The 12,610-nt window shown below is 70.1% G+C and carries 12 protein-coding genes; 3 read left to right on the plus strand and 9 right to left on the minus strand.

Annotated features, from left to right (window positions below; genetic code table 11):
• Window positions 1–6: 6 nt before the first annotated feature.
• Entirely contained in the window at window positions 7–897 is an 891-nt protein-coding gene (locus ACWGSK_RS00615) for a MerR family transcriptional regulator (RefSeq protein ID WP_358513405.1), read from the minus strand.
• Between the two features lie 241 nt (window positions 898–1,138).
• Here ACWGSK_RS00615 and ACWGSK_RS00620 point away from each other — a divergent pair, with 241 nt between their 5' ends.
• Both ACWGSK_RS00620 and ACWGSK_RS00625 read left to right on the plus strand, forming a co-directional pair.
• Complete coding sequence (locus ACWGSK_RS00620) at window positions 1,139–1,708, plus strand: TetR/AcrR family transcriptional regulator (RefSeq protein WP_358513407.1); 570 nt, start codon at window positions 1,139–1,141, stop codon at window positions 1,706–1,708.
• Window positions 1,705–2,985, plus strand: coding sequence for an FAD-dependent monooxygenase (locus ACWGSK_RS00625; RefSeq protein WP_452454859.1), 1,281 nt, complete (start codon window positions 1,705–1,707; stop codon window positions 2,983–2,985). Before ACWGSK_RS00620 ends, ACWGSK_RS00625 begins: the two co-directional genes overlap by 4 nt.
• A 10-nt stretch (window positions 2,986–2,995) precedes the next feature.
• On the opposite strand, the gene ACWGSK_RS00630 is transcribed toward ACWGSK_RS00625, so the two are convergent.
• The 8 genes from ACWGSK_RS00630 to ACWGSK_RS00665 form a co-directional block, all read right to left on the minus strand.
• Window positions 2,996–3,331 carry a hypothetical protein gene (locus ACWGSK_RS00630; RefSeq protein WP_358513411.1) on the minus strand — a complete coding sequence of 112 codons (336 nt, stop codon included), beginning with the start codon at window positions 3,329–3,331 and terminating at the stop codon, window positions 2,996–2,998.
• 115 nt (window positions 3,332–3,446) lie between these two features.
• Window positions 3,447–4,031 carry a TetR/AcrR family transcriptional regulator gene (locus tag ACWGSK_RS00635; RefSeq protein WP_452454860.1) on the minus strand — a complete coding sequence of 195 codons (585 nt, stop codon included), beginning with the start codon at window positions 4,029–4,031 and terminating at the stop codon, window positions 3,447–3,449.
• Window positions 4,028–5,494, minus strand: coding sequence for an MFS transporter (locus ACWGSK_RS00640; RefSeq protein ID WP_358513415.1), 1,467 nt, complete (start codon window positions 5,492–5,494; stop codon window positions 4,028–4,030). Before ACWGSK_RS00640 ends, ACWGSK_RS00635 begins: the two co-directional genes overlap by 4 nt.
• Before the next feature lie 176 nt (window positions 5,495–5,670).
• The gene (locus ACWGSK_RS00645) at window positions 5,671–6,561 is read right to left on the minus strand and encodes an NAD(P)H-binding protein (RefSeq protein WP_452454861.1); all 891 of its coding nucleotides are present in this window, start codon (window positions 6,559–6,561) and stop codon (window positions 5,671–5,673) included.
• A gap of 105 nt (window positions 6,562–6,666) precedes the next feature.
• On the minus strand, window positions 6,667–8,121 hold the full coding sequence (locus ACWGSK_RS00650; RefSeq protein WP_452454862.1) for a hypothetical protein: 1,455 nt from the start codon (window positions 8,119–8,121) through the stop codon (window positions 6,667–6,669).
• Between the two features lie 275 nt (window positions 8,122–8,396).
• Window positions 8,397–9,653, minus strand: coding sequence for a formamidase (gene fmdA / locus ACWGSK_RS00655; RefSeq protein WP_452454863.1), 1,257 nt, complete (start codon window positions 9,651–9,653; stop codon window positions 8,397–8,399).
• Between the two features lie 27 nt (window positions 9,654–9,680).
• Entirely contained in the window at window positions 9,681–9,968 is a 288-nt protein-coding gene (locus tag ACWGSK_RS00660; RefSeq protein ID WP_452454864.1) for a hypothetical protein, read from the minus strand.
• Window positions 9,969–10,169: 201 nt separating this feature from the next.
• Complete coding sequence (locus ACWGSK_RS00665) at window positions 10,170–11,282, minus strand: DUF4185 domain-containing protein (RefSeq protein ID WP_358513425.1); 1,113 nt, start codon at window positions 11,280–11,282, stop codon at window positions 10,170–10,172.
• A 309-nt stretch (window positions 11,283–11,591) separates the two neighbouring features.
• Here ACWGSK_RS00665 and ACWGSK_RS00670 point away from each other — a divergent pair, with 309 nt between their 5' ends.
• Entirely contained in the window at window positions 11,592–12,605 is a 1,014-nt protein-coding gene (locus ACWGSK_RS00670; RefSeq protein WP_358513427.1) for an alpha/beta hydrolase, read from the plus strand.
• Window positions 12,606–12,610 lie beyond the last annotated feature (5 nt).

A 12,610-nucleotide genomic window follows, 5' to 3' on the forward strand; every position in this document is an offset into this window, starting at 1 on the left:
GATGTTTCAGGTGGCGGGTGAGTCTTGGGTGGATAGTTCCAGGGCCAGTTCCATACAGCGTTGGCGGGCCGGGGAGAGGTCGTAGGGCATCTTGCCGATGGCCTCGAACGCGCTCATGGAGCCTGCCGCCCGCCTGCCGGAGCCGAGGTCGGCGGGAGCGGGGTGCAAAGCGTCCCAGGCGTCGAAGAGGGCGTCGTCCTCCTCCTCCAGGCCGGACTCCTCGATGACGGCCAGCAGGGCGCTTTCGAAGGCGTGCCGTTCGGCGGCCACCCGAGCCACCCGTGGATCATCGACGGCGACGCCGTCGTCGAGCGCCTCCTCGGCTTCATCGATGCGGTCGGAGTCCTCCCGCAGGGTGGGGTGTGTGGCCAGGGCGATGAAGCGGGTGGCCTGGACGGCCGCGCCGAGCGGGCCGAAGATCCGTTCGGTGACCAGCAGGGTGTCCAGGTCCGCCTGACGCAGGGAGCCCTCGGGCAGGCTCTTGAGACGGTCGGTGACGAAGTCGGAGAGCAGGCCCATCCGGCTGCCTTCGGTGCGCATCCGTTGCACGGCGGTCCGCTTCCGCCGCAGTTCCGCCTCCTGCTCGGCGAGGGTTTCCTCCAACCGCTCCAGGATGTTCGCGATACCGTCTCCGCTGCCTGCGCCGGCGGAAGTCGTGCCGGTGGTGAAGGCGTCACGGATGTCGTCCAGGGCGATCCCGGCGTCGGCCATCTTGCGAATCCACAGCAGGCGGATCATGTCCTCGTACCCGTAGCGGCGGCGGCCATCGCTTCCCCGCTCAGGCTCGGGGAGAAGGCCGATCTCGTGGTAATGACGGATCGCCCGTGGTGTGCTGCCGGCGAAGGCCGCCGCGTCACCGATCTTGACCTGGCGGGGCGGCATGAAGGACGAATGCATGAGCAGGGGCCTTTCCTCAAGGAACCGGGACGTAGGCCCACCAGACCACATGCCGCTACGGAAGGTGCAACCTCGTGCACACCGCCCCGCGCCGATGCCGGGAGATGCGCCCCGCCTCCGTGATGGCCGAGGGCCCGCGGGGCTCGGGGTGGGGGTCTGTACAAGGCGCCGGTGGATGTGGCATCCTCGAAATTGGGCAGTCGTCCAAGTCGATCGCCCAAATTTGGAAACGGGGGAGTGCATGACCACACGGCGCGCGCACCAGGTGCGGGAGAGCCTGCTCGACGCGGCGGCCGAGCTCATCGCCGAGCGGGGCTGGACCGGGGTGAGCACCCGGGTGCTGGCCGAGCGGGCCGGGGTGGGCCCCGGGCTGGTCCACTACCACTTCCCGTCATTGCGCGCCCTGCTCAACGAGGCGGCCCTGCGCACCATGCGAGCCGTGGCCCAGGAGGGGGCCGCCCACCTGCCGGGCGCCACCGCCCGGGAGGGGATCGACCTGCTGCTCGGCTCCCTGGACGCCTACTCGGGAGAGGACCCCACCTCGGTGCTCTTCACGGAGGCCTTCCTGGCGGCGGGGCGCGACGAGGAACTACGCGAGGCCCTCACCCGGCTCCTGGCGGACTTTCGCACCCTGCTCACCGACTGGATGCGGGCCACCGGGGTCCCCGCCCCCGACACCACCGCCCGAGTCCTGGCCGCGACCGTGGACGGGCTCATGCTGCACCGCCCCCTGGACCCCTCCCTGACCGCCGAGTCCGTCGTCCCCGTCCTGCGCAGGCTCCTGAGCGGAGCCGTTGAGGAGCAACGATGAGCACACCGCACACGTCACGAGCACCGCACGCCGTCGTCGCCGGTGCCGGGATCGCGGGTCTGGCCCTGGCCCACCGCCTGGCGCACCACGGATGGCGGGTCACCGTGGCCGAACGCGCCCCGGGACCCCGTCCACAGGGCTACATGATCGACTTCTTCGGTCCCGGCTACGACGCGGCCCGGATCATGGGGATGCTGCCCCGGATCCGGGAACTGGGCCACGACTTCGACGAGGCCGTCCTGGTGGACGAACAGGGGCGGAGCCGGGCTTCGATCGGCTTCCGTCGTTTCGCCCGGGCCATGGGCGGGTCCCTGGTCTCGATCATGCGCCCGGACCTGGAACTGGCCCTGCGAGAATCCCTGCCCGAAGGGGTGGAACTCGTCTACGGGGCCGCGCTGACCGGGGTGGAGGAGCGACCCGACGGGGTCCGGGTGCGGCTGTCCGATGGTCGGGTCCTGGAGGCCGACCTGCTCGCCGGGGCCGACGGCATCCACTCCACGGTGCGGGGCCTGGTCTTCGGCCCGGAGGAGGACCACCTGCTCCACCTGGGATTCCACACGGGCGCCTTCGTCTTCGAGGACGCCGAGCTGCACGCCCGCCTGCGAGGACGCTTCCTGCTCACCGACAGCCTGGGCGCCCAGATGGGCTTCTACGGCCTGGAGGGGGATCGGGTGGCGGTCTTCACCGTGCACCGCACCGAGGACACCACCCTGCCCGACGATCCGCGGCGGGCCCTACGCGAGGCCTGCTCGGGCCTGGGGTGGTCGGTGCCACGGGCACTGGAACGGTGTCCGGAGCCCGAACACGTCTACTACGACAACGTGGCCCAGTCGCGGATGGACACCTGGTCCAAGGGGCGGGTGGTGCTGCTGGGAGACGCGTGCCAGGCGGTGTCGTTGTTGGCCGGACAGGGCGCCTCGATGGGTGTGGGCGGGGCGTTCGTGCTGGCCGAGGAACTGGCTCGGGCGGCAACGGTGCGTGAAGGACTGGAACGCTACGAGGCGCGGTGGCGTCCGGTGGTGGCCGAACGTCAGCGCGCGGCCCGCACCGGGACCTCCTGGTTCCTGCCCGAATCCGCGCTACGACTCCGGTTGCGCCGCCTCGTGCTGGGGTTGGCCGCCCTGCCGGGTGTGGACCGTTGGGTGGCCTCGGCGATGTCGGGCAAGCCCAGCCGGGTGGTCGAGGACCTCGCCGCCACGCCCCTGGCCGAACCGATCGGGGGCGTGGACGCGAGTCCAACGGAGGGCCGGAGCGGGTTCGAAACGCCCCGGCCGTGAGGCCACGGCCTCAGGTGTCGCAGCTTCGGCAGCGGCGTGTGGCGACCCGCTTGGTGTTGCCCTTCGTGGCCTGGGCGGGGGTGCTCTCGCCCAGGCGGCGCCACAGGAGCGGGTCGGGGTCGTTGATCCAGCCCCACATCGGTGCTTCGATCTCGGATTCGGACTGATGCCCGCACCCTGGGCGGTGGGCGATGCCTCTCGGTGAGATGAGGATGGCGCCGCGAGGGAAACGGGCCTCCTTCGAGGCGGGCCCGGGCTCTTGCCCGGATCGGCTGCGAGCCTCGCTCACGAGTGAGCACGCGCAGCCGCCCCCGATGGGGAGTTCGCAGAAATCACAGCGTTCCATGGTCCGATCATGCCCTGTTCTTGTGACGAATGGGCCTCGCGCCGCCTCCCCGGGCCCGTTCGTTGAGCGGAAGGTGGCGGGAATCTCCTCTTCAGGGGCGTCCTGGCCCCCGACTTCAGTCGGCGGGACGTGGCTCCTCCGGGGCCGCGCGGGCCAGGGCACAGGCGTCGATCGGCTGCTGGACGAGAGGCCCGTACAGGTCCAGCACCGCATCGCGGGAGACCTCGTCGGTGGGGAACAGCCCCAGCAGCCGGACCCCCTCGGCCAGACCGATCAGTTGGCAGGCGATGGCGCTCGCGTGGCGGCGGTCGGAGGTGGTGTCCCCGATCAGGTCGCCGAGGCGGGTCAGGAACCGCTCCCGCATCTCCTCGCGGGTGCGGTCGGGGTCGGGTGACTCGCGCACGTGCGAGACGGCCACCAGCAGGGGGTCGCGCACGTCGTGCTCGCGCCGGGTGAGGATCTTCTGCACCAGAGCGCGCCCGAGCTCGGAGCGGGGCAGGTCGAGTTCGGCCAGCGGGATCTCGTTGGGTCCCAGCTCGTTGAACAGCTCGGCCTTGCTCCGGTAGTGCTTCATCACCAGGGAGGGTGAGACCCCGGCGGCGGTGGCGATGTCGCGGATGCTCACCTTCTGGTAGCCGTGTTCGGAAAAGAGCGCTCGCGCCTTGTCGAGGATGGTGCTCCGACTGTCGGTTCTGCTCACGGTTCCACCTTCTCCTGGACCTCCTTGACGACCTCGCGTACCGGGGCGGGCCCGGCGACCACATCATCGCCCTTCTCGTCACGCTTACGAGCCGGGATGACGGCCCCGAACAGCACACTGGCCACGCACACCGCCAGGCCGAGCCCGTTGGCGGTGAACATGGCCTGGGTGGAGGGGAACACCGCGCCGTTCACGGTCACGGTCAGCGAGGCGAAGACCAACGCCACCACGGCGCTGCCGCTGGAGGTGCCCATGGAGCGGACCAGGGCGTTGACGCCGTTGGCCGAGGCGGTCTCGTTGCGGGGGGAGGACGCCATGACCAACGCCGGCATGGCCGCGAAGGCGATGGCGCTGCCGACGCTGACGAGCATGTTGCCCATCATGATCTCCCACACGGCGTCGTTGTTGAACATCCGCCACAGGTAGGTCACGCCCATCACCACGCCGCCGGTCAGCAGTACGGTCTTTCCGCCCCAGCGGTTGAGCATGCGGGCGGAGATCGGTGAGAAGACGAGCATCATCAGGCCGCCCGGCACCATCGCCAGTCCGGCGACGGCCACGGGCAGGGCCATCCCGTACCCGGTCTCGGTGGGGACCTGGAGTTCCTGGGTGGTGACCAGGCTGTTCAGGAACATCGCGAAGCCGACGAAGTACGAGGAGATGTTGGTGAACAGGACGGGTCGTCGGAAGGCGGTGCGCAGGTTCACCATGGGTTCGCGCATGCGCAGTTGGAGGGGGACCCAGATCGCCAGGCAGACGAGCGAGAGTACGGTCAGGCCGATGACCTCGCCGCTGGTCCAGCCCCACGTCGCGCCCTTGGACAGGGGGAGTAGAAGGCCGACGAGGACGATGGTGAGCAGTAGCGCGCCGACGATGTCGAAGCGTCCGGGGAAGCGTTCGGTGGACTCGTCCAGGGTCAGTGGGATGGCGATCAGGAAGATCGCGCCGACCAGGGCGGTGGTCCAGAACAGGGAGGTCCATCCGAACGCGCCGTAGAGCAGACCGGACAGCGGTAGCCCCAGGGCTCCGCCGATGCCGAGGGTGGCGCTCATCAGGGCGATGCCCCCGGCGAGCTTCTCCCGGGGCAGCTGGTCGCGCATGATGCTCATGCCCACGGGGATGAGGGAGGCGCCGAAGCCCTGCATGGCGCGGCCGACGAGCATCGCGGGGAAGCTCCCGCCGAGCGCCGCGATGAGCGAACCGATGGTCATGACCCCCAGGGACACCAGCAGCATCCTGCGCTTGCCGTACATGTCGGCCATGCGGGAGACGATCGGGGTGGCCACGGCTCCGGTGAGCAGGGTCGCGGTGACCAGCCAGGACGCGTCGTCGGCGGATACGTCGAGGATCTCGGGCAGGTCGGGCAGCAGCGGGATGACGAGTGTCTGCTGCAGTGAGACGACCATGCCACAGAAGGTGAGGATCCCCATGGTGGCCCAGGAGGGCACACGCAGGACGGCCATACTTGGAGCTCCAAAGCGGTGAAGGGGTGCGGCGGGCGAGTGGGGTTCGGGCGCACGAGAAAAGGGGTGAACGATTGTTCACCCCCTTGAGTGAACACCCGTTCACCCCCGTGGGTCAAACGACTCGCGCCCACTGGGACCAAGGTCACCGCCAAGTTCACCTTTCCCGCGCGGGCTCAGAGCAGGGGTCGAAGGTGTGTGTGCGCCCAGGCCGCGAGCGTGGTCGGGGTCGTGGTGAGCACGTCGCGTTCCTGCTCGGGCACGAAGTCCTCACGCAACCCGGCCGCCATGCCGACGACGCCCTCGGCCTGGCCGGCGCTCATACCGACGGAGCGCAGCCCCGCGCGCACGTCGTCATCGGAGACCGGCTCGGCGTGTACCTCGCGCCCCAGAACCCGGCCGAGGATCCTCGCCACCTGGGCGAAACTCAGGTCCTCGGGGCCGTGCACCGCCTGCACCCCGCGTCCCACCCCGCCGCCCGCGAGGAGCCTGGCCGCCGCGACGTCACCGATGTCACGGGGATCGACCCAGGGCATCGCGAAGTCGAGCGGCCACAGGGTGGGAAGGACGCCCTCGCGTAGGGAGTCCGATTCCATGAGCAGGTTGGTGAAGAAGTAGCCGCAGCGCAGGTGCAGCACGTTGGCCCCGGTGGCGTCCAGCGCCTGCTCGGTCCGGGCCAGCCCGTCGATCTCACCGGCCCCGTGCCGTTTCTCCGCGCCCACGCTGCTGAGGAACACGGTGTACCCGATGCCGTTCTCCCCGACCGCGCGGGCCGCGTTGGCTCCCATGCGAGCGTGGCCGGCGATGGGGTCGTCGTCGGGGGTGGGCGGGTCCACCCAGAAGAGGCGGTCGGCGCCCCGGGTCGCGCGCAGGACGGCGTCGGCGTCGCCCTGGTCCCCTCGTACCGTGTCCACCCGTTGCCGGGTGGCCGCGTCGAGTCGGTCGGGGTCGCGCAGCAGCAGGGTGGGACGTGCCCCGGCCTGCAACAACAATCGGACGACCCGTGAACCGACCTTGCCGGTGGGCGTGGTGACGACGATCTTTCCGTGTGCGTGTTCGTTTGCCATGGCCGGACGCTACAAGCGATGGCGGTCGATTCCCGTCCGCCACTCGGCGCCGAGCACCGGACGGGAATCGGGGGCGGGGGCACGGGCCCCGCCCCGCGCGTTGGTTCAGGCCCGGCTGCGGGCCTTGTAGGCCGCGCGGCGGGCCGCCTTGGCGACCTTGCGGTCCGGGTGGAGCCGGCCCACCGCGTCCAGCACCGACAGCGTCTGGGGATGGTCGCCCCGCCACACCTCGCCGGAGCTTTGGAACAGCAGCCGGGTGAAGGGCAGACCCTCACCGGCGACCTCGCTCTTCAACGCGCCGGCCAGGGCGGACTCTCCCGTGTGCAACAGGCCCGCCGCGGAGTCGATCGTGAACCAGAGCCCGTGCGAACCGATCACCTCCTCGACCTCCTCCGATGGAAGGTCGGGGGCGCCGATCAGGGTGCTCGCCGCGAGACCGGCCACGGCGGGACGATCGGAGGCGAGCAGTACGCGCACCGGGGGCAGGGCCGGCCCGCCGAGTGCACGCAGCACCTCGGAGGCGACGATGCGACGCACCGCCCCGTCCCCCGTGGGCTCGGCGCACGCCTCGGCGATCTCCGTCACCGCCTCCTGCGCCGTGCGAAGGGCGGCCCACGCCTTGATCTCCGCCACCCGAACCTCGCGGGGGAGCCGGCGCAGCGCGTCCAGGAGTTCGACGGCCCCGGCCCGGGCCAGGCCGCCGAGCAGCGGCGCGTCGACCCCTTCGGCCAGGAACATCCGCCGTACCCCGTACCGGCCGAGCGGGGTGAGCACGGCCGCGCAGACGATCTCCGAGTCCCGAGGGCCCGAAACCGACTCGTCCAGGGTCAGGGAGTAGATGGGGAGCAACCCCCTTTCCGGCGCGAACTCCGCTCGCGCTTCCCCGCCGGTGTGGTCGACCAGTCGGATACCACCGTTGGAGCCGATCCCGAGCGCGGTCTGGTACAGGGTCATGTGCGCCATCCGACGCGAATGGTCGATGAGTTCCGGGGACGCGCCGCTCAACTGGGCACCGGGTCGGGCCAGCTCCTCGATGATGGTCGAGGCCAAGGTCGACAGGGAGACCTCCGTGTCGTCGGGCTCCGCGTACAGGTCGTCCAACAGGTCCCGGATCAGGCCCGAACCGAACCGGCCGACGTCGAACAGGTCCTCCGGGTCCGGGTCGCCGGAGATGGCCCGCTCGAACAGGGCGACCCACAGGTCCAGGGTTCGCCGGGGGGACGTCCCGTCCCGGACCTCGGGGCAGGCCCGGGCCCGCCCCGAGTCGACCTCGATCAGGCCCAGCGCCACCGCGGTGCGCCACAGCGCCAGGAACTCGGGCAGCTCCCGGGCGGCGCGCAGCCGCTTCAATTTCTCCGCGCGCTCGGCGGCCTGTTCCTTCGTGGCACCGGGCCACAGGTCCAGGTCGCTCGCCAGCGCCCGGATGTCGTCCGGGCGGGGCACGCCCGTCCCCGTCAACTTGCGTTCGGCGGTGAACCAGTCGGCCAGCGCCAGCAGTTCGCGCAGTGGCCAGGTGTCCCGTGCGGCGAGCGCCAGTTCCTCCTCCGGCGGTAGGGTCACCGGCCGTACCCGTGCCCGTTCCGTCGGCTCAGTGGTCTCCTGACGCACCAATGTAACTCCCCGTTGTCGAATTCCTACTTTCGGTGTCCACTTCTATCGGTCGGAGCACCGCCATGTGGGGCTTTCCGAACACAGGGGCGCGTCGTCGGGCCGCGACACACCTGATCGAGCCTGGGGCGAGGCCGGTGAACGACCGCGTGTGTTCCGGGTGGCGCCTCGGGGGCCCGCGAGGCACCACCCCTTCGCGAGGAGGATCCGCTACGCGTCGAGGGGGCTCATGTCCCCGCGGCCCTCGGTGCGCCGATCCCCGGGTCGATCCGCACGGGCCCCGACTTGGCGGGTCGCACGTCGAAGTCGAAGATCGCGGTCGGAAGGTAGACCGTGGCGCACGCGTTCGGGATGTCCACCACGCTGGAGAAACGCCCCTCGATGGGTGCCGCGCCCAGGAGCAGGTAGGCCTGCTCGGGGGCGTACCCGAACCTGGTCAGGTAGTCGATCGCGTTCAGGCAGGCGCGCTGGTAGGCGAGCTGGGAGTCCAGGTAGCGCTGTTCGCCGTCCTCGGTGACCGAGATCCCGGAGAAGGCCAGCCATTCGGAGTACTGGGGCGGCGTCTTGCCGGGCATGAAGACGGCGTTCCCACTCACCCCGTACGTCTCCATGCCGCCCTTGATCAGGTCCAGGTGCAGGTCGATGTACCCGCTCATCTCGATGCCACCGCAGAAGGTGATCTCACCGTCGCCCTGGGAGAAGTGCAGGTCGCCGACGGAGAAGTTCGCCCCGGAGACGAAGACCGGGTAGAACACGCGTGTACCCCGGGTGAGGTTCTTGATGTCCTGGTTTCCGCCGTTCTCCCGGGGCGGGGCCGTCCTGGCCGCCTCCGCGGCCACCCGGTCGAACTCCGAGCCGCTCAGGCTCCCCAGGACCGCGTCCCGTGGTTCGGGTGGCAGCGCCAGGGGCGGCAGCCGGTCGGGGTCGGTCGCGATCAGATCGCCCTCCCTGCGGTTCCAGCGCGCGAGCATGTCCGCGGAAGGGGCGGTGGCCATCAACCCAGGGTGGGTGATGCCGGTGAACGACACCCCCGGGACGTGCCTGGAGGTGGCCACCTCGCCGTGGAAGTCCCACACCGCCTTGTAGGCGTCCGGGAAGCGGTCGACCAGGAACGATCCGCCGTTGCTCTTGGCGAAGATACCCGTGTAACCCCAACCCTGGCCGGCCAGCGGTCCGGAGTCCTCCTGCGGTAGCGGTCCCACGTCCAAGACGTCGACGATCAGCAGGTCGCCCGGTTCGGCGCCCTCGACCCCCACCGGACCGGACAGGGCGTGCACCTTGGACATCGGGGCGTCGCGGATGTCCTCGGCGGAGTCGTCGTTCTTGATCGCGCCGTCGAACCACTCGCGACAGTGCATGCGAAACGTCGATCCGGGGCGCACCCGAACGGCGGGCGGGATGTCGGGGTGGTACCTGTTGTGGCCGATGACCCGTTGGTCGGTGAACGGCTTGGACGAGTCGAGCGGAAACAGGAGTTCGGGCATGGTCGAGTCCCTTCCAGGCGGACGACCTCAGGGCTTGGGAAGTCGTCGGTGTGTCGGATCGTTCGTGAAGCGCGCTCCGGGCCGCCCTGCCCGGGGTGGTGGCGACCGCACCACGTCCGGGGCGTCCGCGCTGCGTTCGGCGCGTTCGTAGGCGCTCCTCACGGCTCCGCGGGAGCGGTTGAGCATCGGCGCGCCGAACACCCGACGTGCCGGCCGGTGACAGGTGGGACAGGGCAGGGTCGAGGGCGCGGTTCCCATCGCCGCCTCGATGTCGATGCCGCCGTGTTCCCCGCACTCGAACCGGTACTCGGCCAAGACGACCTCCTCGTCGGCGAATGTTCCGAAGATCCCGCTGATCGCGCGGCATGACCCACCCCGACGCGGTCGGGGTTGAGCGTGATGACGTTATTGCGGAGTGTAATCAAGGGTCGCCGACGTGGCCCGCAAGCGACCGCGTGTGTTCCGGGTGGCGCCTCGGGGACCCGAGAGGCGCCACCCCTTCGCGAGGAGGATCCGCTACGCGCCGAACCCGCGGATCCGGTGCTGCATGACCTTGTAGGGCCAGCCATGGTCGGTGTTCCACTGACTGACGCTCAGGTGCAGTTCGTCGGGGGTGGAACCGGGGATGATGTAGCCGCCGTAGAGCTGGGCCACGTGGGAGTCGTCCTCGTGGCCCCACGTCCCGCCATGGACGAGAGTGCGTCGGTGGGCCGTGTGCAGGTTCGACGTGGGGGTGTCCATGATGATGCCGTCGATGCGGTAGCCGCCCGCGTCGAACCAGGTCAAGACCCATTTTCCGGCCATCGGGCGCAGACACATCTCCCCGAACGCGCCGTCGAGGATCGGGGTGGGCGGGTTGCCCCAGCCCCACACGCCCTCGCGGTACCCCCAGGGCTCGTATGCGGCCGGGTCGGCGATGGCCGCCGTGGGGACCCGGTGCATGATGATCGGCCGGCTGCGGTCGAAGGAGGTGGAGTAGACGTAGACGTATCCGTCGTCGCCCTCTGCCCAGGTGAGCAGCTGGAACAAGCCGTCGTGCAGGTGGGCGTCGAAGTGCGCGTCGGTGTGCGTCCAGGTCGCGCCGGAGTCGTCGGAGCGCCAGATCTCCGTCCACACCACGTTGCCCAGGCCGTTGTTGACCATGGCGTGCAGGTACATGGTGTCGCCGATGGTGATGACGTCGGAGGGCAGGACGGTGGTGAAGACCGGGTTGTCGTGGTCGTAGTGCCACAGTTGCTCGGCGGCCTCACCCCCGACCGCGCCCGACCACTGGACACCGGCGTCGAGGTCGGTGGTCGTGGAGTACAGGGCGGTGGGGGAGCGCCACCAACCGCCGCCGACGGTGGCGCCCTCGAAGCTGTCGCCGAAGACGAAGAGCATCCGCCCGTCGGGGGTGCGGACCGGGATGCCCAGGTCGGTGGCCTCCATGCGAAAGCGCGTGGTCAGGCCGGGGCCGGTGAGGTCGCCGATCTTGGTGACCTCCAGGGCTTGGCGGGAGGAGGCTTCGTCGGCGCCGGCGGGGGAGCCCGTGCCGAGCAGGAGTCCGGACCCCAGGAGGGCGCCGGCGGAGGTGCGAAGGAACGTGGACCGGTCGATCTGCGGGGGACGAGGGGTGCGGGGGTCGATCATGGTCACTCCTACGTGCGAGTGGTCGAACGGTCAGGATCGACAGCCGCGGATGTGGTGTCAACCAGAGGAAACGGGGCCGGTGGGGCGCCCGCGGAGCCGTCACGGACCGGTTCGCGCGCGAAACCCGACGGTGGCGCGCTGTTCGCGGGGGTCGGCAGGAGAAGTAGGAAACCAACATGATTTGCGGGCTCGTTGGTCGAAAATTAACTGATCCGTTATCCGAAGCCCCGGTGTGCTCGCCGCGTCCTCCTGTTTCACTGAGGCGGCGGCCACGAAGAGGTGGCCGGCCCCCGCACCCCAGGAGTCGTCTTGAGCTCGAACCCCCCGAACCGGCGCGCCCTCCTCAAGAGCGTCGGCGGACTCTCCCTCGGACTGGCCGTCACCTCCGGCGGCCTCTTCGCCTCGACCTCGGCGGCCCACGCCGAACCGGTCACCCGGAACCTGCCCGCCCCAGACCACGCAGGGCTGCGCCTCGTGGACCACAACGAGGACGACCCCCGCATGTGGTACTACCGCTTCGAGACCGACGAGATCGGTTGGAACCCCGGCGTCAACGTCCTCGTACCGGACGGCTACCGGGACGACGGCCGCACCTACCCGGTCCTGTACCTACTGCACGGCGGCGGCCCCGGCTCGGACTTCATCAGCTGGGACCGCACCGGAATCCGCGAACTCTCCCAGGACAAGCAGATCATCATCGTGATGCCCGACGGCGGGCCCTGCGGGTGGTACTCCAACCCGGTCACCTCCAACGTGGGTCCGCGCAACTGGGAGACCTTCCACATGAACCAGGTCCTGCCCTGGGTCGACGCGAACTTCCGCACGCACGCCGAGTTCGACGGCCGCGCCGTGGCGGGTTTCTCGATGGGCGGCTTCGGAGCGCTCAAGTACGCGGCCAAGTACTACGGCCACTTCGCCTCGGTGAGCTCCTACTCGGGACCGGCCAGCACGCGCCGCGACCTCGGGGTGGTCACCCACTGGGCGAACTTCACCTCCGCCGCCTTCGAGCTCGGTGGCGGCATGGTCTACGGGGCGCCGTGGGACGAGGCCCGGGTCAGCGCCGACAACGCGGTGGAGAACATCGAGCGTTACCGGGGCAAGCGCGTCTTCCTGGTCGCGGGGAACAGCCCCGAGCGCTTCGACCTGTTCGACCGGATGAACGAGGAGCAGGTGCTGGCCGGGCAGCGGGAGTTCCGTGCCGCCCTGGACGAGGCGGGCATCCCGCACGACTCGCACGAGCCGGACGGCGGCCACTTCGTCCGCCCCGACCTGGTGCGGCGCGACCTCGACGGCATGATCGAACGGCTTCGCTCGGCGGGGTAGAGAGG

Source organism: Nocardiopsis sp. NPDC055551, assembly GCF_053619415.1.